At 59.3% G+C, this 20,507-nt stretch carries 10 protein-coding genes and 2 pseudogenes; 5 read left to right on the top strand and 7 right to left on the bottom strand.

The window, feature by feature from the left end:
* Positions 1–184: 184 nt before the first annotated feature.
* Positions 185–769, bottom strand: a complete 585-nt coding sequence (locus tag DW49_RS0113280; RefSeq protein WP_005617851.1) for a flavin reductase family protein — start codon at positions 767–769, stop codon at positions 185–187.
* Between the two features lie 143 nt (positions 770–912).
* On the opposite strand from DW49_RS0113280, the gene DW49_RS0113275 reads away from it, so the two are divergent.
* Positions 913–1,536 carry a nucleotidyltransferase family protein gene (locus DW49_RS0113275; protein ID WP_005617850.1) on the top strand — a complete coding sequence of 208 codons (624 nt, stop codon included), beginning with the start codon at positions 913–915 and terminating at the stop codon, positions 1,534–1,536.
* On the opposite strand, the pseudogene DW49_RS0113270 reads toward DW49_RS0113275, so the two are convergent.
* The 4 genes and pseudogenes from DW49_RS0113270 to DW49_RS0113255 all read right to left on the bottom strand — a co-directional run bounded on the left by DW49_RS0113270 (position 1,517) and on the right by DW49_RS0113255 (position 6,375).
* Positions 1,517–2,486, bottom strand: a pseudogene (locus DW49_RS0113270) (XdhC family protein). The gene DW49_RS0113275 and the pseudogene DW49_RS0113270 overlap by 20 nt on opposite strands.
* Before the next feature lie 2 nt (positions 2,487–2,488).
* Positions 2,489–4,705 (bottom strand): xanthine dehydrogenase family protein molybdopterin-binding subunit, encoded by a 2,217-nt coding sequence (locus DW49_RS0113265; RefSeq protein ID WP_005617848.1) that lies wholly within the window; start codon positions 4,703–4,705, stop codon positions 2,489–2,491.
* 9 nt (positions 4,706–4,714) lie between these two features.
* A complete protein-coding gene (locus tag DW49_RS0113260; protein ID WP_005617847.1) occupies positions 4,715–5,698 on the bottom strand; it encodes an FAD binding domain-containing protein in 984 nt (327 codons plus the stop codon).
* Positions 5,698–6,375, bottom strand: coding sequence for a (2Fe-2S)-binding protein (locus DW49_RS0113255; protein WP_024419936.1), 678 nt, complete (start codon positions 6,373–6,375; stop codon positions 5,698–5,700). Before DW49_RS0113255 ends, DW49_RS0113260 begins: the two co-directional genes overlap by 1 nt.
* Positions 6,376–7,265: 890 nt before the next feature.
* On the opposite strand from DW49_RS0113255, the gene mqo reads away from it, so the two are divergent.
* The 3 genes and pseudogenes from mqo (at position 7,266) to DW49_RS0113240 (ending at position 12,635) form a co-directional block, all read left to right on the top strand.
* The gene (mqo, locus tag DW49_RS0113250) at positions 7,266–8,903 is read left to right on the top strand and encodes a malate dehydrogenase (quinone) (RefSeq protein WP_024419937.1); all 1,638 of its coding nucleotides are present in this window, start codon (positions 7,266–7,268) and stop codon (positions 8,901–8,903) included.
* Positions 8,904–9,265: 362 nt separating this feature from the next.
* Positions 9,266–12,261 (top strand): annotated as a pseudogene (locus DW49_RS01000000128345) (ATP-binding protein).
* Complete coding sequence (locus DW49_RS0113240) at positions 12,258–12,635, top strand: response regulator (RefSeq protein WP_003377079.1); 378 nt, start codon at positions 12,258–12,260, stop codon at positions 12,633–12,635. Before DW49_RS01000000128345 ends, DW49_RS0113240 begins: the two are co-directional and overlap by 4 nt.
* Before the next feature lie 15 nt (positions 12,636–12,650).
* Here the strand turns inward: DW49_RS0113240 and DW49_RS0113235 are convergent, their stop codons facing one another.
* Positions 12,651–13,415 (bottom strand): COG4705 family protein, encoded by a 765-nt coding sequence (locus DW49_RS0113235; RefSeq protein WP_005617844.1) that lies wholly within the window; start codon positions 13,413–13,415, stop codon positions 12,651–12,653.
* Positions 13,416–13,604: 189 nt separating this feature from the next.
* Positions 13,605–16,922, bottom strand: a complete 3,318-nt coding sequence (locus DW49_RS0113230; RefSeq protein WP_005617843.1) for a type III effector HrpK domain-containing protein — start codon at positions 16,920–16,922, stop codon at positions 13,605–13,607.
* Positions 16,923–17,664: 742 nt separating this feature from the next.
* On the opposite strand from DW49_RS0113230, the gene DW49_RS0113225 reads away from it, so the two are divergent.
* The gene (locus DW49_RS0113225; protein ID WP_024421278.1) at positions 17,665–20,499 is read left to right on the top strand and encodes an ATP-binding protein; all 2,835 of its coding nucleotides are present in this window, start codon (positions 17,665–17,667) and stop codon (positions 20,497–20,499) included.
* The last annotated feature ends 8 nt before the right edge of the window (positions 20,500–20,507 follow it).

Genomic DNA, 20,507 nt, shown 5'->3' with positions numbered 1-20,507 from the left:
TCTACTGATCAGTCAGCCTGCATTCGCGAGCAAGCTCGCTCCCACAGAGGCCACGCAATCGCGTGTGGGAGTGAGCTTGCTCACGAAAGCAATAGTCCAAACTGCTTCAACTATCGTGCGACGCTCTGCGTCGGCATGCCGTTCTGGACGCTCCGCGTCCGATCTTCCCGCACGTTCGGGGCGACTATTCCTCGCCCGTTTCCACTACCGCAGGCTCGCCAATCGTGTAGAAATGCCCGCCTGCGATGTAGTGCAGGCTGCGCCATTTCGGATCGGCTGTTTCGAATTGCCAATGCCCGTCGTTGAACACGCGGGTATCCGCCCAGGCGCCGATCACTTCGCCAATGAACAGGTCGTAGGTTTGTTGATTATGCGGCTCGGGGATGACTTTGCAGATTAGCCAGGCGGAGCATCCGGCCACCAGCGGGGTGTCGTGATCCTCGATACGAAACAGGTCCACATTGGCCTTGTCCAGCTTGTCGGGGGTAAAGACCTTGCTCTGGGTGCCGACGTCAAAGGTCATCTGCAATTGATCCAGATTGGGCACCTGCAACGCAAAGTAACCGCTTTTTTCCACCAGCCCACGGGTCTTGGTGATCTTGTCGATCACCAGCGTCACTTTGGGCGGCGAGAAGTCCAGCGCGCAAGCCCAGGCCGCAGCCATGACGTTATGGATGCCTTCATGACTGGAGGACACCAGCACGGTCGGGCCGTGGTTGAGCAATCGGTAGGCCTTTTCCAGCTCGACCGGACGAATGTGATTGTCCACTTGTTACCCTCGGAAAACATGGTTCGTGCCGCTACCGTCAAGGCAGCGAAATAAGGCATTGTGCGTGCGCCACGCCATACTGCATCGTGCAGCGGCAGGCAGACTGCACAACCCTGTCACCCACCCACGCATAAGGTTTCGGATTGAGCAGCATAGACAGCCAGATACCCAAAGTGTTCGCCCTGGTCCTCGCCGCAGGCCGCAGCAGGCGTTTTGACGGTGATAAACGAAAGGCGCTGCTGCCCTGCGGCCGTACCTTGCTGACGGCCAGCCTGGAAACGGCCGGAAAGGTATTTACCCAAACAAGCGTCGTCCTGCGCGAGGACGATGAGGTTCAAACACTGGGCATTCCGTCGAAAGTGACAATTATTCGCAGCGAACACGCAGATCTGGGCATGGGCCATAGCCTTGCAGCCGGCATTACCGCAGCGCTGGACTCATCCGCCGACGCAGTAGCCATTCTGCTCGCGGACATGCCGTGGATTCAGCCACAGACCCTGCGCGATCTGGCCAGACTGGCTGACCCACAGCGCATTGCACTGCCGATGCATGAAGGGCAGCGCGGTCATCCGGTGATCATCGGACGACGCTTCTGGCGCCAATTGCTGGCACTCGAAGGTGACCAGGGCGCGAAGGCCCTGATCATCAACAGCCCCGCGTTGTGCGACGTCATGAACTGTGAAGACCCCGGCGTGCTGCGCGATGCAGACACCCGATCAGCGCTGGCAATCGCTTGCCGGCAACACCTTACAGCCGGGCGCGACTGACGCCGTTGGCGACCCTCAGGATATCGGCCATCACCGCAATGGCGATCTCCGCAGGTGTCTTGCTGCCCAGGTTCAGGCCGATGGGTGCGTAAATCCGTTCCAGCACCTCGCTGTCCAGCCCGCCGATTCTGGCCAGGCGCTCGATACGCTTGCTGCTGGTGCGCATCGACCCCATCGCGCCAATGTAAAACGCCTCGGTGCGTACTGCCTCAAGCATGCTCAAGTCATCCAGTTTCGGGTCATGAGTCAAGGCCAGTACCGCCGTCGAACTGTGACAGCCGCCCTCGGCGATGAACACCGCTGGCAATACCCCGCGCACTTCAACGCCCGGCATCGAAAACCCTGCTGTGATCTCGACACGCGGGTCACAGACGATCACCTCATAGCCCATCGAAACGGCAAAGCTGGCGCAGAACTCGGCAACCGGCGACAGCCCGGCCAGCAACACGCGATACACCGCCCCCATCCGAATGCTGACGCGCTCGCCGTCTACCTGCACCCGCGCCTCGCCCAGCGTGGCAGGCCGGATGTCTCTCAGCCCACCGCCCAAGTGCACTTCCCGGCTTACCAGCTCACGCCCGGCAAGCGCCTGTTCGATGGCCGCCAGATGCGCGTCGGCTTCGGGACTTGGCGCGACGAACTCGATCAGAACATCCAGTACACCGCCGCAGGGCAAGGCGCGCGTGGGTGCAAATCCGCCATCACCGTAGCGAACCACTTGATTGAGCGGTTGAAATTGCCCGGCCGCCACACGTTCAAGAAAATCCTCCTCCACGCAGCCACCAGACAGCGAACCGCGATGCTCGCCGCTGCCGAGCGCCACCAGCATGGCCCCCCGGCCCACGCGGGGCCGAGCCGAACGTGGAAAGCACCGTGCACAGCCAGACCGGTTTGCCACCGGCCAGCCAGTCCCGTGCCTGTTGCACAACCTGCAAGTCGAGCTGTTTCATCGTTACAACCCTGCCATCAGTTTTTCCTTGGTGATGGGAAGACTGCGCACCCGTTTGCCAGTTGCGTGATAAACAGCATTGGCCACCGCAGCGGCCAGCCCGGTCACACCGATTTCGCCAATGCCCCGCGCGCCGAACTCGCCCAGGTTGTAGTCGGGGTAATCGAGCAGCAGGACGTCGATGTCCGGCTGATCCGCATGCACCGGCACCACGTACTCGGCGTAGTTGTTGTTGACCGGCATGCCGCTGCGCGGGTCGTATTCACCGGCTTCGAACAGTGCCATGCCAATGCCCATGACAATCGCGCCTTCGACCTGATTGCGCGCCGCCAGCGGGTTGATCACCTTGCCCACATCAATCGCACTGACTACCCGCGACACGCGCAGGCTGGAGATACCCGGATCCCAGCGCACCTCCACAAAATGCACGCCAAACGAACGGAAAGAATACTTGCCCGCTTCAGGCATACCGCTCTGGAAGTTGCCCTCGGCGCGCGACAGGCGCTGCCCCTTCAGAACATCGACGAAGCTGGCGCGCTGTTCACCCACGACCAGTTGACCGTTCTTGACCTTGATCGACTCAGGGTCCTGCCCGGCAAACACCGCACCCTTGCTGATGGCGTACTGGCGCAGCTTCTGCAACGCTTCACGCGTGGCCCCGGCAATGGCCGGCATCACGCTGGCGGTCACCCAGGAGCCACCCGAAACAGGGCCTGGCGGAAAGGACGAACTGCCCAATTCCACCTCGACGCGCTCAATCGGGATGCCGGTCAACTCGCTGACGGTCTGGGCGACGATGGTGTAAGTCCCGGTGCCAATGTCCTGCAAGCCACACTGCGCCAGCGCCGTGCCGTCTGAACGCAACACCACCCGCGCATCGGTCGGCACTTGATAGGCTTCCCAGTTGCACGCACCCATGCCGTAACCGATGATTTCATCGCCCTCGCGCATCGAGCCTACGGCGGCCTTGCGCGCCTGCCAGCCGAAACGCTCGGCAGCCTTGTCGATAGCCTCCGGCAAGTGGTTGCTGGACCACGGCAAGCCGACACTCTGATCCTTGTCGGACAGGTTCAGCTTGCGAAACGCCAGCGGGTCAATGCCGCTGGCAAGAGCCATTTCGTCAATGGCCGACTCCAGGGCAAACAGGCCAGGTGCCGCGCCCGGCGCACGCATTGACGTGGGTGTGCCACGGTTGATCGGGCTGATCTTGTGGCTGACCATTACGTTTTCGCAGGAATACAGGCTTTTGGTCACACCACCGCAGTTTTCGGTGTAGTCATCGAGCATCGAGGTGTTGTTCAGCGACTCATGACGAATCGACGTCAGCTTGCCGCTGGCATCGGTGGCCAGGCGCAGGCGCTGACGGGTTTCGGGGCGATGGCCCACCGTGGTGAACATCTGCGCACGCGGCAGCACCAGTTGCACCGGGCGACCAGTGACCTGGGCAGCCGCGCAGGCGGCCACCGAATGCGGCCACGGCCACAGCTTGCCGCCGAAGCCTGAACCTATGAACGGTGCCCGCACTTCCACCCGGTCGGGCGACAGGTCAAACACGTTGGCCAGCAGGTTGCGGTGGTTGACCACTCCCTGAGTGCTTTCGTAGACGAAGAGTTTGCCGTCTTGCCACCACGCAGTGCTGGCGTGCATTTCCATCGGGTTATGCACCTCAACCGGCGTGGTGTAGGTCTGATCGACTTTCACTTTTGCGCGCTGAAACGCGCTGTCCGGGTTGCCACGGTTGTGGCCGGCGCCGCCATCACGGGTGCCGTTCACGCGCAAGCCTTCCTGCAGGTCCTTGACGGCCGGGCGCTCGTCGTAATCGACCGTTACGCGATCGGCAGCCGCCCTCGCCTTCTCGAAACTTTCAGCAACCACCAGCGCCACAAACTGGCCGGGGTAGTACACCTTGTCGTCCTCGAACGGCAGACGATGCTCGTCAGCCTTGCTGGCCGAGAGCATTTTGGCAAAGCTCAGCTTGGTATTCGGGGTGCGGTGCAGGGTGGGAAAGTTGCCGTGGTGAAAAATATCCACCACGCCAGGCATTGCCTTCGCCTGCTGATCGTTGATGGCAACCACGCGGCCATTGGCAATCGTGCTGTAGACGCCATAGGCATAGAGCATCTTGTCCATGGGGTGATCAGCCGCATAGCGCGCCTGACCACTGACTTTCTGGCCGCCGTCGATACGACGCTGCGGCTTGCCGATTATGTTATCGCTCATGAGAAATTCCTAGGCCGTGAGGTCACGAAGGTTGCGGACGATGACCTGCTGACCCAGCGGGATCTTGAAGGCGTTGTGTTCGTAGGCACGCGAGCCCTTCATCGCCTGCGCTGCGACCTGAGCGAAGGTGTCCATGTCGGCGCGCTGGCCGATCAAGGCCCGCTCGGCCTCAACGGCCCGCCACGGCTTGGTGCCGACGCCACCCAGCGCGATACGCGCATCGGTAATGCGCTTGCCGTCCATCACCACAATCACTGCACTCGACGCCAGCGCGAATTGGTACGACGTGCGGTCCCGCAGTTTCAGATAGGAAGAGCGACTGCCCGCCAGCGGTGCATCCAGGGTTACATGGGTGACCAGTTCTTGGGCCGCCAGTGCGTGTTCGCGTTGCGGGGAATCACCCGGTAACAGGTGAAAGTCGGCAAACGGGATATCCCGCGAGCCGTTGGCGCCCTGAACGGTAACCTGCGCACCGATAGCCGCCATGCCCACGCACATGTCCGAGGGGTGCGTCGCAATGCAGTGATCACTGGTGCCCAGCACCGCATGCACGCTGCGGTTCAGGCCGCCGATGGCTGCGCAGCCAGAACCGGGCTGGCGCTTGTTGCAGGCCGAGACCTTGTCGCGAAAATACGGACAACGCACGCGCTGCAGGAGGTTGCCCGCGGTGGTGGCCTTGTTGCGCAACTGGGTCGAGGCGCCCGCCAGAATCGCTTCGGACAATACCGGGTAACGCTGCTGCACCAGCGGGTGGCTCGCCAGGTCAGTGTTGCTGACCAGCGCACCGATACGCAGACGCCCATCAGGCAGCGATTCGACCTGTTTCAGCGCAAGATGGTTGATATCCAACAGTTGCTCGGGCTGCATGACGTCCAGCTTGACCAGGTCCAGCAACGTGGTGCCGCCTGCCAGATAGAAACGCTGACCCTGACCCGACGCCGTGCTGAAAGCCTGTGCGGGCGACGCGGCCCGCGAATAATCGAACGTGCGCATCAGACTGCTCCCATCTTCGAGCGCGCCGACTGCACGGCCGACAGAATATTCTTGTAGGCACCGCAGCGGCAGATGTTGCCGCTCATGGCCTCTCTCACGCTGGCATCATCGGCCCCAAGATTGGGGTCCTTGAGAATCGCGACCGCGCTCATAATCTGCCCCGAAGTGCAGTAGCCGCATTGGTAAGCGTCATGTTCCCAGAAGGCTTCCTGAACCGGGTGCAGTTTGCCGTTCTCGGCCAGGCCTTCGATGGTGGTAATGCTGTCGCCCTGATGCTGAACCGCAATGGACAGGCACGAGTTGATTGCCATGCCGTTGACCAGCAACGTCCAGGCTCCGCACTGGCCATGGTCGCAGCCTTTCTTGGTGCCGGTCAGTTGCAGGCGGTCACGCAGCACATCGAGCAATACCGCATTGGCCGAAACGTTCAGGGTATGCACCTGGCCGTTGACCTTCAGTTGAATACGGTGCTCTCCGGCAGCGGGTGCGCCGCTTTCTTCTACGACCGGCAGCACCGGCGCAACAGGCGCTGCCTGAAGCAGGCCGTCGGAAGGGATCCAGGTGGAAAGCGTGGCGGCAGCAATGCCTGAAGCGCCAAACTTGAGAAAATTGCGGCGCGATGGCTGCACAGCGCTGTCGTCCACAGCAGCGTCCTTGTGCTTCTTGGGTTCACTCATCAGGGTCACTCGGTAATAGCCGACGCTGCTATAAAGCGACGGACGTTATGGTGTGGTCAGCGGCCCGGACCTGAACCGTATGCATACAGGCCGCTCGCTGACACGTTGCTGTCGTCGGCAATAAGAGCCAAAACGCTATCACCGGTAACTGTTTAACTGGCGAGCGCGGGTAAAGTTCCAACTCATTGACGGGGTACCTGTGTGCAGAGATTGCAGCCTCTGTACACGACACCCGACTGTTGACCCTAACAGCCAGCAGGAACGTTGATTAGCCGCGGACGCCCACAAGCCCTTATGAACCAGGCTCATGAATGCCATTGAGTGGGGAAAGCCGGGGGAAATTTCAGGCAAAAGGCTGGGTGCATTCCGCCAGGCGGGCTAAAGACCTGGGGCGAAATGACGATACAGACAGCGACTGGGTCAACCTTGAAGCGTCTAAATCAAGGCATTCAAGCCTGATTTGATGATGGCATCTCGCAACGGGGGTGCAGATTATGCGAAAATGCCGCGTCTTTGCCGATACGGCACCGTGGGTGTGGCGCAGCATGCGTGCATAAATGACGCGTCAAACGTGCCTCCACGCCCCAATGCGGCGTCTCAGACTCCGTGAACAGGCTGACAAGGTGTGTCTGCAGCCGCTTTCCGGGTAACGATTCCCGGGGCAGCGCAGCATGCCAATAGAGCAAATGTCACTCATGACGCTGAATCCAATGATGATAAGAAGTCAGCGCAGCAGGACATAAATTGAGGCCTCGAGCGGTATTATATTGGCCTTGTATGTCCACCTCTAGTCCCTTTGGGTGCGAGCGTTTGTCGCAGGCTTCGATGCGTGTGACAGGCCTGATCCTGAGGAATAGTCGGCGGATGGCGTTTATCAAATGGATGGCAGAATGTTTAAAAAAGTGAATACGGCCCTTTTGGGTATGGCCATTTCCATGGGCTTGATGCCTGTGCAGGCGGCTGAAACCAAGAAAGTCGACGTACTGCTCGTCGGCGGCGGCATCATGAGTGCAACCCTGGCGGTCTGGCTCAACGAGCTGGAGCCAAGCTGGTCGATGGAAATGGTCGAGCGCCTCGATGGCGTCGCCGAAGAAAGCTCCAACGGCTGGAACAACGCCGGTACCGGTCACTCGGCACTGGCCGAACTGAACTACACCCCGGAAGACAAGAACGGCAACGTTGATATCTCCAAGGCTATCGAGATCAACGAAGCGTTCCAGATTTCCCGTCAGTTCTGGTCCTGGCAGGTCAAGACCGGCGTTCTGAAGAACCCGCGTTCGTTCATCAACTCCACACCGCACATGAGTTTCGTGTGGGGTGACAACAACATCCAGTTCCTGCGCAAGCGCTACGCAGCCCTGCAAGCCAGCCCGCTGTTCAGCGGCATGCAGTACTCCGAAGACCACGAGCAGATCAAGAAGTGGGTCCCGTTGATGATGGAAGGTCGTGACCCGGCGCAGAAGCTGGCCGTGACCTGGAGCCCGATCGGCACCGACGTCAACTTCGGCGAGATCACCCGTCAGTTCGTCGGTAACCTCAAAGCCAAGTCCAACTTCAACCTGCAGTTGTCGAGCGAAGTCAAAGACATCACTCATAACGACGACGGCACCTGGCGCGTCAAGTACAAGAACCTGAAAGACGGCACCACCACCGAAACCGACACCAAGTTCCTGTTCATCGGCGCCGGCGGTGCTGCTCTGCACCTGCTGCAAGAGTCGGGCATCCCGGAAGCCAAGGAATACGGCGGCTTCCCGGTTGGCGGTTCGTGGCTCGTCACCGAGAACCAGGACCTGGCCATGCAACACATGGGCAAGGCCTACGGCATCGCGTCGACTGGCGCGCCACCCATGTCGGTTCCCCACCTGGACACCCGAGTTCTGGATGGCAAGCGCGTGATCCTGTTTGGCCCGTTCGCGACCTTCTCGACGAAGTTCCTGAAAAACGGTTCGTACTTCGATCTGCTGACCAGCACCACCACGCACAATGTGTGGCCAATGACCCGCGTCGGTATCGAACAGTACCCGCTGATCGAATACCTGGCCGGTCAGGTGATGATGTCTGACGACGATCGTTTCGCTGCTCTGCAACAGTACTTCCCGAACGCCAAGAAAGAAGACTGGCGTCTGATGCAGGCTGGCCAGCGCGTGCAGATCATCAAGCGTGACGAAGAAAAAGGCGGCGTTCTGAAGCTGGGTACCGAAATCGTTGCTTCCAAGGACGGCTCCATTGCCGGTCTGCTGGGCGCATCGCCAGGTGCTTCGACAGCAGCGCCGATCATGCTCGGCGTGCTTGAGAAGGTCTTCAAGGACAAGGTAGCGACCCCGGCCTGGCAGGAAAAACTGCGCCAGATCGTGCCTAGCTACGGCACCAAGCTGAACAACAACCCGGATCGCGTTGCCGAGGAATGGGCTTACACAGCCGAAGTCCTGCAATTGACTCCACCACCGCCGGTGAACAAGGCAGGCGCGGCTCCAACGCCTGCTGCCCAGCCAGCAAAAAGCAACCCGGCCAGTGACATGGCGCTTTAAGGCAATCAACGCTTGAAGCAGAGCCCCGCCAGACCTCGTCTGGCGGGGCTTTTTTGTAATGAACGTATACCGTCCGAAAAAACCAGTTAAAGCCACGCATCGCTCCGGCACCTGTTATGGTGGCCACACTTCCTTCCGTCTCTGGCTTGCATGAGCAGAGCGCATCATCCAGGTCTCCACGCCGCACCTTCGCGGCAACCTCGCATTTTCTTGCGCTGTCAATCTGGGCCGCTAGCCGCCCGAAGCTTTGCTGTGAGTGACGAAAACCTCTTCAAATCCCTCGTAGTGCATCACCAATGCACCGTGTGGCAAGCACAGTGGCTGGCTGTTTCCGGTTGAAGTATCAGATGGAGTGGATGCAAATGACCGAGCACACACGGGACGCGAATCCCGATGCAGCGCTTGAAGCAGCGCTTGCCGAATGTGCACGTGAGCCGATCCGGGTCCCAGGCGCGATTCAGCCGCATGGCGTCTTGCTCAGCGTTGCGGGTGATCCGCTGTGCATCGAGCAGGTCAGCGCCAATTGCGCGAAGAGTCTTGGCCTGGAAAGCGGTGAACTGCTGGGCCAGCCCCTTTCGATCCTGTTGTCGCCAGCACACTCAATGCTCATCAATCAAGCGTACAGCCAGCCTGCGATGCCCAACAGCGATCCGATACGACTCACGGTGAGGGCCGTAGATTACAGTGCGTCGCTGAGCCGGGCCGGGGATGTACTGATCATCGAGCTGGAGGCCGTTGTCGAAGCCGCTCACGAACAGTCCAGAATCATCACCCGTGTGTTGCGCAATCTGCAGGCCGCCACAACCCTCGAGACGCTGTTCGACATCGGCGTGCACGAGATTCAGGCGCTCACCGGTTACGACCGGGTCATGATTTACCGGTTCGAGCCCGAAGGTCATGGCAAGGTCGTTGCCCAGGCACTCACCGGCCCCCTGCCCAGCTACAGCGGCCTGACTTCCCGGGTTCCGACATTCCCGCCCAGGCGCGAGAGCTGTATCGCCTGAACTGGATTCGGGTCATCCCCGATGCCACCTATGTTCCTGTGGCGTTGATACCGACATTGCGTCCCGCGACCGGGCAACCGCTGGACTTGAGCTTCTCGACACTGCGCAGCGTGTCCCCCGTGCACTGCGAGTACCTGAAAAACATGGGCGTGCGCTCATCCATGAGTATCTCGCTTCTGGACGGCGGCGAGCTGTGGGGGCTGATTACCTGCAGCCATCCCGAACCGCTGCTGGTGTCCAGAGAACTGCGCGATGCCTGCGCAATGATCGGCCAGTTATTGTCAGTAAAGATTTCCGCAATCGTCGCCACTCACATCCAGCGCGAGCGCGAAGAAAAAGTCGTCCTGCTCGGGCAACTGGCGGATGCAATGAATCGCGCCGACCATGAAATCCTCCACGGTCTGGTGAGCCGTCCGGAACTGCTTCAGACCCTGACCCTGGCCGATGGCGCTGCCGTACTGATTGACGACCGGGTTCATCTGTTCGGCCAGTGCCCCACGGCCGAGGAGGTTCGAGCCCTTTACCAGTGGATTCGTGACACCGGCCTCACCCGACAGCGGTCTAAAGAGCGTGCCACGGGCCTGCAAGGGCTGGGCGTGTTTCACACTGACTCGATGCAAAGGGAACACCCCGAGAGCGCCGCCTACCGCGAGACTGCCAGCGGGGTCATTGCCTTTATCCTGCCCAAGCCGGTCGACAATGCCGTCATGTGGTTTCGCTCCCAGCTTGCCTCCACCATGAACTGGAGCGGCAACCCGGCGCATCATGTCAGTACCAGCCCGGTAGGCTCGGCAAGCCATCGCCTGCGCCCACGGCAATCGTTCGATGTCTGGCAGCAGGAAGTCACCGGCATCGCCCGCCCCTGGTCGCGGGCAGATCTTTATGGCGCGGAAGACATTCGCCGCTCGGCCCTGGAAAGTGACCTGGAACGCCAGGTGCAGCGCGAGCAGGAAGCGGTTCGCTTGCGTGACGAACTGGTTGCGGTGGTTTCCCACGACCTGCGCAACCCGATGTCTATCATCATCATGCAATGCGGCATGATGCAGCGCTGGGCGGTCGGCGACACTAATTTTGAAAACCGCAACATCCGTCGCGCTCTGGGCACTATCGAGAAAGCGACAACGCGCATGAACAGCCTGCTGGAGGATCTGCTCGACACCGCGCAGATCGAGGCTGGCCGTTATCAGTTGTCGCGCCTTGCACTGAGTGTCACCAGCCTGCTTGAAGAAGCCTGCAGCCTGCTGGTCATGCTGACGACCGAGAAGAATATCGAGCTCAATTGCACCTCTGCGCAGGGCCTGGTGATCGACGCGGACCCGGAACGGATCTTTCAGGTGCTGTCGAATCTGGTGGGCAATGCGATCAAGTTCACCCCCAAAGGCGGTCGAATCAACATTGACGCAGTCGCCGACGGCAACGACGTGCTGTTCAGGGTCAGTGATGACGGGATCGGCATTCCGGCGGAACACCTGCCCTATATTTTTCAGCGCTATTGGTCCGTGAAAGAAGGCAACCCGCGTGGCAACGGCTTGGGGCTGTACATCTGCCAGGGCATTATCACCGCTCACGGCGGGAGTTTATGGGCCGATAGCTCGCTGGATTCAGGCAGTGTGTTTTCCTTCACGCTGCCCATGCACCAAGGGCAGGACACGATTGGCGAGTCGACCTTCCTGAAACAGAGTGGCACCACACACCGCCTGGCGCAGTCGATTTCCAGCAAGCTGGAGCGTCAGCAACTGGAAGATCGCCTGACCCGCGCGGGATTGTTGAACGAGTTGAATCACCGGGTCAAAAATACGCTGGCAACCGTTCAGGCTATCGCTTCTCTTACGGTAAACAGCTCGGCTTCACTCGACTCCTTTCGCAAAAGCTTCGATGCACGCCTGTTTGCACTGAGCCAGGCGCACGATGCGCTGGCACGCGCAGAGTGGATGTCCACCGAGCTGGTCGATCTGCTGGAACAGCTGCAAGAAGTGGACGGCGGGCAGCACCGGATTACCTTCAAAGGTGACCCGGTCAGACTGGAACCGCGGATTTCCCTGACGCTTTCAATGGTGCTTCACGAGCTGATGGCCAATGCATTGCAACATGGTGCGCTGTCATCATCTGCAGGTCAGGTGACGGTGGCGTCAACCTTTAACAGTCATCACAACCCGCCCACGTTGAGTCTCGACTGGCTGGAAACAGACGGCCCACCGGTCGTTGCAAGCACGGTAAAAGGCTTTGGCCTGCGTTTGATACGCCGCAGTATCGAGCGCGAACTCAAAGGCAAGGTCGACATCAAGTTCGCCAGTACAGGTGTCAGTTGGTCAATGCTGATCCCCTGGCCAGAAAAGCCGGAAAGCAGTCTATGAATTCAAATGCAGACAACCAGCGCCCGCCCCAACGGGTATTGCTGGTGGAAGACGAGACGATGCTCGCGATGCTGATGGAAATGATGCTCGAAGACCTGGGTTTCGCCACGGCCTATCACGCCAGCACGCTGGACGACGGCATCGAATACGCCCGCAATGGCGACTACGACCTCGCCATACTGGACATCAACATCATCGGCGGTAATTCGTTTCCGATCGCCGCCGCTATCGCCCATCGCGGCATCCCCTTCATGTTTTGCTCGGGCTACGGAAGGCTGGGGATACCCGACGTGTGGATCGACCAGCGCTGCGTTGCCAAACCGTTCAGTGCCGAGCAGCTGGACAAGGCACTGAGCGAGTTGCTCAAGGTATGAGCAGGGTTTGCCCAATCAACTGTCCGGCAGTCTGTTGTCAATGACTGCAGTTTTGCGGTTGCGATTGTAATAGGTCGCCAACCCGACCAGCAGCAACAACACAGCGAGCAATACGGCGGACGACCCTACCGTACCGAAATCCAGCCCGCCCTTCTCGTGAGGCTTGGTCAGCACATCGCCCAGTGTTGCACCGAACGGCCGTGTCAACACGAAAGCGACCCAGAAAAGCATGATCGAAGACAGTCGGGTCGTGTAGTGCAGGACGATGACCAACGCGATGGCAGAACCAATGAGTAACGCCCCTCCCGCAAAGCCCAGGCCCGAATCATCGGCCAGATAATCGCCCAGTGCTGTGCCCAATGTGTTGGAGATGAGAATCGCGACCCAATAGAAAACCTCGCCTTTCAACGTGGTGATTTTGTCCACCGACAGCGACTTTTCGCTGGCGTACCAGGCGCAAAAAACAGCGATCAACATGGCTATCAGAACCGTGGAGCCCATTGCGTAGCCAAGCCCGAGCGTGCGGTCCATGAAGTCTGACATCGTGGTGCCAGCAGTGCTGGTAGAAAGAATGACCAGCCAGTAAAGCATCGGGTGATAGCGCCTGGACGCAAGCTGGGTGACCAGCGTGGCCGCAAACAGGCTGATCAGAATCAGCGAGCTGAGCGCATCCCCGACATTCAGCGTCATCGACAACAAGTCGCCCGCCGTTTCACCGAGAGTGGTCGCACAGATCTTCATGATCCAGAACGCCAGGGTTATTTGTGGCAGTTTATTCATGTCGTGTACCTGATTGATCGAGGCGCAAGCTCGTTCGCCAAGCGCGAACGATGGCCATCATCAGGGAGCGGATGTTTGAAATTTGTCAGACGTTAATGAAAAACTGATCAAGACCGGGCCAGAGGCATGAAACGGAGGTGTCTCGAAACGGGGGGTAAATCAGGCTGGGCGTAACCCAGCCTGATTCAGTCAGGACGCGATAGTGCTCTCCTCCGGTCCTGGCCACTCGCTGAGAGGCACATCGTAGATGTCACCGTTTTCCACGCCGTCGATCTCGTACTGGGTCAGGTAGTCCCTGAGATGGTCGGAGAAACGATCCACACGGGTTTCCTGCTTGCCCTCCTCGATCAAACCCGGAATCAGCAGCGCCAGTGCACCCACACCGGCAGCCGCAATTCCCAGACTGCCCGCGAGCAGTGGCAAGGCGCGGACCACGCTGCCGGTCAGCTGCATGACACCTGCTGCGCCTTCGGCCGCTGACGCCAGGCCTGCCATGACCCCCAGGGAGCCTGCGGTAATGCTCATGCCGCCGCCGACCAGTTCGCCTCGCCTGATCGACTTCACGCCATCAAAGATGCCATAGGCACCTGCGGCCACTCCCGCGAGGCCGCCCAGCCCCTTGGCACCGTTTTCCAGTTTCGACAGGTTGGTTGTTATGTCTTTGTAGACATCCGGCTCAAGCATCTCCTTGATGTCTTTGAACTGTGTTGTCACGTTCTTGATACCGCCCTCGGCCAGCAACGTTGCGCTTTGCACCGAACCGGTCGTGATGTCGACGATCTGCCGATCAGTCAGGGCACCGGCGCCGTTTGCGCCCTTGGCGATAGTGATCCCGGCCATGAACAGACCGCTGACGCCATGCAGGACACCGGCACCGGAGGCCGCCTTGATCGAGGAGTTTTCACTGAACAGGCCCAGCTCGGAAATGGACTTGGTGCCCTGGCGCAGCAAATCCCAGTTGCCTCTGAACACGCCCAGAATCTGGTCGGACGTGGCAGGTTTGCCATCTGCGTTCATCAGCAATTCGGGGTTGCTCTTGCTGATCTCGTCAATCAGCGCCTTGACCTTGGCCTCGTCCAGTGCTTCGCCGCCTTCCTTGCCGAAAGCCTTCTTCAGGTCGTTGAAGCTGGCCTCATTGAAGACATTCTGCTGCGCAATAGCAGTGTAGTTCTCGGTCAGTTTGTCGTCATATTTGCCCGTGAATTCCGGGTTCAGCGCAGCGTTGTACATGGCCACCTCCATGCTGAACTGGCTGGTCCCAACTTCAAAACTTTCAGTCTTCAGCAGCTCTTTGAGACGCTCACCGGACACCAGCGATTTTTCGTAGAACGCTTCAAAATCCTTGTTGTGCGCGGATTTCTGCACAGCTTCCTGAATTTCACCCGGCTTGCTGAAGCCCAGCGCGTCCTGGACGCTTTGTGCCGAGCTGTAGAACTGCGCCAGCGCGCCTTGCTGATCGGTCTTGCCATCCTTGGTATTGGCGTCCCAGAGTTTATCGAGCGCGTTACCGGTCTTGATGTCGTTGTCGTATGTACTTTGCAGCGCCTCTTTGAGGCCCGCGCTGCCGTCCAGGACCTTGCTCAACTCACTGGTGGCGTTCTCGTTGTAGATGACCACTTCGGCGTCCTTTTCGAGCACCGATATATGCCTGTTGACATCATCAAGCAGCTTCTGCGGGTCGGGATGGCTGCTGACCTTGTTGGCAATCTGGACCTTGGACTTGTCGTCCTTCCACATCCCGGCACCGCTGCCCTGAACAATCAGAGTTTGTGCAGCCTTGAGTTCTTGAAGTACTGCAGCCTTCTGCTCTGCCGTATAGTTTTGCGGATGCTCGAACACGTCCTGGTTGAGCGCATCGGTATTGACCTTGCCAAGCAGGTTGCCTTCGGCGACGGCTTCCAGCAGCGTGCCTACCGCCCCCGCTTCCTTTGGCGCAGTGTTTTTCATAAAAGCCTGCACATCACCGCGGCTGGCCTTGCCGTCCGTGCCTTGTTCAAGCGGGTTTTTCGCGTTGTCGAGCAGCGCAAAGGCGCCAGGCTGCGACCAGAAATCCAGTGCTTCGCTGACCTCCTTGCCCAACTGAGGGTTTTGCTTGTTGTAAGCCGCCAGCGCCTCCGAATTGAAGTCGGCCGAACCGGTCTTGCCTTTGATCGCGTCGTAATTCTCGTCGAGGATCGCTGCATACCTGGCGATCTGTTTCGACGCAGCGTCGGCGTCAGGGTTGGCTTTGAGAAAATCCTTGTAGCTGGTGATGTCTTCGGTCTTTTTCAGCTCAGGCAAGGCGTCGAAACCCAGCTTGCCGAAGTCCTGCAAACGGCCAGCCTCAGTGCCGTGCCTGGCTTCGGCACCCTTTGTAAAGCCATCGACACTGCTGTTGAAGGCACCGCCGCCTGACTGAATGTCACCCTTGTCGTTGTACATCGTCACCCGGTCAAGTACCTGGACCGCTCGGAAAGCGGCGTTGGCGTCTTTCTCGAAATCGCCAACCCGTTCCTTGAGCATGTCCTTGACGCCGCTCTGGTTGCCCAGATTCTTGAGCAGAGGGTTTTCGTCGATGATGTCCTGAGCTGAACGCGTGTCGTCCTTGGGCAATTCCCACAGAAACCCGAGTTTCTCGGCCTGTTCACGCGTTTGCTGGTTGTCGCCGGCCGCCGAAACATTGGTCATCTCGCCCTTGAGGCTGGCAAAGCCGTCCTTGCCGAAATCCTGCAGGCGGCCCGCCTCGGTGCCGTTCTTCGCTTCGCCACTTTTGGTGAAACCATTGATACTGCCGTTGGCAACATCGTTACCCACAATGCGCGCACCGTTGCCGTCGAACTGTTCGATGTGGGCCAGCACCTGCGTGGCACGGTAAGCTGCGTCAGCGTCCTTTTCAAAATCACCGACCTGCTCTTTGAGCATGTTCTTGACGTCGCTCTGGTTACCCAGATTTTTCAGCAAAGGGTCGCCGTTGATGATGGCCTGCGCGTCGCGATCATCGCCTTGGGGACGAACCCACTGGATACCCAGTTTCTCGGCCTGCTCACGAGTGGCAGGATCATCAGTTGGCGATCTGACCTCGTGCAGTGTGCCCTTGAGATTGGAGAAGCCGAATTTACCGAAGTCCTTCAAACGACCTGCCTCGGTGCCATTTTTCGCGTCGCTGCTGCTGGTGTAGCCGTCGATGCGATTGTTACCGATGTCGTTACTGGCCAGACGGTTACCGTTGGCGTCGAAGGTTTCGATGTGTTCGAGCAGCTGTACCGCACGAAATGCAGCGTTCGAGTCCTTGGTGTAATCACCCACCTGAGCGATCAGATTCTTTTTGGCCTCGCTACGGTCGCCTCGCCCGCCGAGACTTTTGAGCAGCGGGTTATCGTCAATGATTTCCTGCGCAGAACGCTTGTCATCCGATGGCAACTCCCACTGGATACCGGCATCCCTGGACTGCTGAACGGCCTGTTCCCAGGCCTTGGCGTCTGCCGGATCGGTTGGTTTTTCAGTGGTTATCTTGCTGACAGAGGTCATTGTCTGTTCCTTCCTTTGGTCACCAGAAAGATCGAAGCGACAACTGCTGCTCACTTGAATGCACGAGCTGCGCCGCGGGTCATGCTGGTGCGAGCTGGCCTGACTATGAGGCAGAGGCACGGGGCCTGGTAACTAACGGACACCCGCTATCGAGCTCGATTAAAGCGGCTTTGCGTTAAGGAGGGATGACACAGATGGAAAAGTTGCCAGGACTATTTGTCAGGGATAGTTGCCAGGATAAGCCGCCTCAACACGGGCATATCGCCACTCGTTACGGGTAACGTTAAGACGCGCACTATGTTACTGCTTGCCTGCGCGTGTTACCTGGCTCACTCGCTTTGGGGCGTTCGATAGAAGCTGCCACCTTTAGCGCCATCAGGGCTGACAAAAAAATCGATCAAGCGACCAACGGTAGTCAGGTTGTCCGGCAATTGATGTCCATTGCTACGGGCTTGTTTTATGCATGACTAACTAAACGGTCATAACCGGTAACTAAGCTTCAGCGTTACCTCTTCCTATTGAACCCCGGGTGCAGAAAGCAGCCTGATCGCGTCCGAATCAAGCGTCTGCCTCGTCGGCCGTGGGCTACGTGTCATAAAAGCGACAACGCTGAAGCGTCCCATGTCTTTCAGCGCTGCGTCACTGGATGTAAGGCTGCAAACAGAACACGGGCATCTACTGACATTTTTATGCTCCCGCACGGTGCGGCGGCACAGCTGTTACCTCTGATACAGGTCTAAGCATGGATTTCGAAGCAAGCGGCCCGGGTACAATGGCCGATATCAGAACAAGCGAGTCGTTTCAGAGCCAGCATGCGATCCGCTTCGGCTCTTTTGTCCTGCATCCCCAGCAGCAGTTGTTGTTCAAGAATGCACAGCCCGTGCCGCTGGGCAGCCGCGCGATGTCGTTACTGGTAGCGTTTGCCACACGACCCGGCGAGTTGCTCGAAAAGGCCGAATTGCTGACGCTGGCCTGGCCCAGGGCGGTGGTTGAAGAGTGCAACCTGCGCGCGCAGATCGTGACCTTGCGCAGAGCGCTGGAAGATCAGGAAGACTTCAACTACATCGTCACCGTACCCGGCCGTGGTTACCGCTTCAGCGCACCGGTCAGTGTTCAGCCAGCCACTCTCGCCAGCCCTGCACTCGCGCCCCGGCAGGATACGTTCGCCGCAGCATCGGTGACCAAGCGACAGGTGTTGGGCCGTGACGAGCTGGTTCGGCAACTGCTCGAACTGACTCTCGAACGTCGCCTGTTGACCCTGACCGGACCTGGTGGCGTGGGCAAGACGACCGTGGCGCTGGCGCTGGCACTGGCCGACAGTCTGGCAGTGCATGCTTCACTCAGTGTCGCTTTTGTCGACCTGACACCGGTCACCTGCACCCAGCCAGTGCTGGGAAGGATAGCCTTCGCGCTGGGCCTGAGCACAGAAAACGAACAACCCTTGCGCGACATCCCCGCTTCGCTGGCAAAGCGCCCTCAATTGCTGGTGCTCGACAACTGCGAGCATATACTGGATGAAACCGCATCGGCTGTCGAAGCGTTGCTCGCCAATGCGCCGCTCTGTTGCGTGGTGGTCACCAGCCGCGAGCCATTGCGTGCGCAAGGCGAGTGGGTGCATGAGCTCGGCCCTCTGCAAGTGCCCGACCCATACCTTGCAGTGAGCGCCTCGCAGGCGTTGGGTTATTCCGGCGTGGAGCTGTTCGTGACGCGCGTCAGAGAGCAGGACCCAGCCTTCGTATTCAACGACAGCGACGCCGCGGCGGTCGCCTCCATCTGCCGCAAACTGGACGGCAATCCGCTGGCCATCGAGCTGGCTGCGGCGCGTGTCAGAACATTCGGCATTACCGACCTGGTCGGCTTGCTGGATGGCAGTTTCCGCTTGCAGATGACCGGCCTGCGTACCGCGCTGCCGCGCCAGCGTTCGCTGAGTGCCACGCTGGACTGGACCTACGGAATGCTCACCGGAAACGAGCAGGCGCTGTTGCGCCAACTGTCGATATTCAATGGCTCATTCACGCTGGACGGCGTCATGGCGGTGGTCAATATCGGCTTGCCGGACGTACGCATGACCCTGCCGATGCTGGAAAGCCTGCTGGATAAATCCTTACTCGGGACGTTCAATCACAGCCAGGGCAAGCGCTTTCGGTTGCTGGAGACCACACGGCTGTATGCCCATGAAAAGCTCATCCAGCTGGATGACGTACCGCGCCTGTGCCGGACCCATGCTCAATGGGCGCTGCGCCTGCTGAATCAGGCCAGACTTGACCTCGATCATCTGTCCCAAGACGTCTGGACACAGCGCTACGCTGCAGAAATCGACACCCTTCGCGCAGCATTGACCTGGGCGTTTTCCGCTCAGGGTGATCGGCAGCTGGGCGTGGAGCTGACCCTGAGCAGCGCGCCCTTGTGGCTCAGGCTTTCGCTGGTGCGCGAGTATCAGGACTGGGTCAATCACGGCATGCCACGCTGTGCGGATGAGGCGCAGATGGACCGCCGCCAGCGTATGCGTTTGTTGACAATGTCCGGCAGCATTCTGATGCTCACCTACGGTGCCGGGCAGAAAATGCGCGAGGTCTGGCAACAGGTCGGCGAGGATGCAGAGTCGCTGAACGACTCCGAGTACCGTTTGCGTGCACTGTGGGGGCAATGGAACGATCACACCTGCAGTAAACGCCACGTACAGGGCAAGGAAGTTGCCTTGCGGTTCCTGGCGCTGGGCAAGGATTACAGAATTGCCGATTGTCAGTTAATGGGCAGGCGAATGCGCGCGACCAGCGCTTTCTACATGGGCGACATGAAGACCGCAAGCCAGGCCATCGAAGAAGCGCTGGGCGCGCCAAGGTCGCCGTCATCGCACATCATCGACATGCATTTCGACCAGCGTATCGCTGCGCAGTCATTACGGGCTCAGGTCCAGCTGCTGATCGGCAATACCGGGCAGGCGATGGTTGCGCTGGACACCAATGTGCGACAGGCGATTACCCTGAGCCACCCTGCAACGCTCTGGTACACCCTGGCAATCAGCGCGATTCCCGCGACGCTGATCATCGGTACGTTGAACAAGACACGGTACTTTCTCGACATCCTCAAACAAAGCAGCGAGCGGCAGCCGCTGCATATATGGCGTCAGTTGACCCGTTGCTATGAGACCATTTTGGCAATCCGTGAGGGCGATGCTGCCCAAGGCGTTCCATTGTTGGGGGAAGCCCTGCAGCAGTTACGCAACCATGTTGAAACGCCGTTGCACGCCATGCTGCAAACCGAATACGCGCTGGGGCTAGCGGCGCTCAAGCTTGAACCAATGGCGCTGGAAATCCTCGATGAGTTGCACCTCGGAGCTGTAGAAAACCATGACCGCTGGTATTTGCCGGAGATCATGCGGATCAAGGCCCAATTGATGCTCAGTCAGCCGCACACCCACTCGCTGGAAGACGTGCGAAAAATGCTCACTCAGGCACTGGAGGCCGCGCGCCAGGACGGCACTCACTTCTGGGCGTGGCGCATCAACACAGACCTCAATCGCCTGAAGATCGCCCCCGGCACTCCCAAACCGCGCCATTGCCCGGCAGTGCACTGAAAACTGCA

This window comes from Pseudomonas avellanae BPIC 631 (genome assembly GCF_000444135.1).
Taxonomy (GTDB): domain Bacteria; phylum Pseudomonadota; class Gammaproteobacteria; order Pseudomonadales; family Pseudomonadaceae; genus Aquipseudomonas; species Aquipseudomonas avellanae.
The sequence above is the reverse complement of the archived record's forward strand: the minus strand, read 5'-3'. Positions and strand labels throughout refer to the sequence as shown.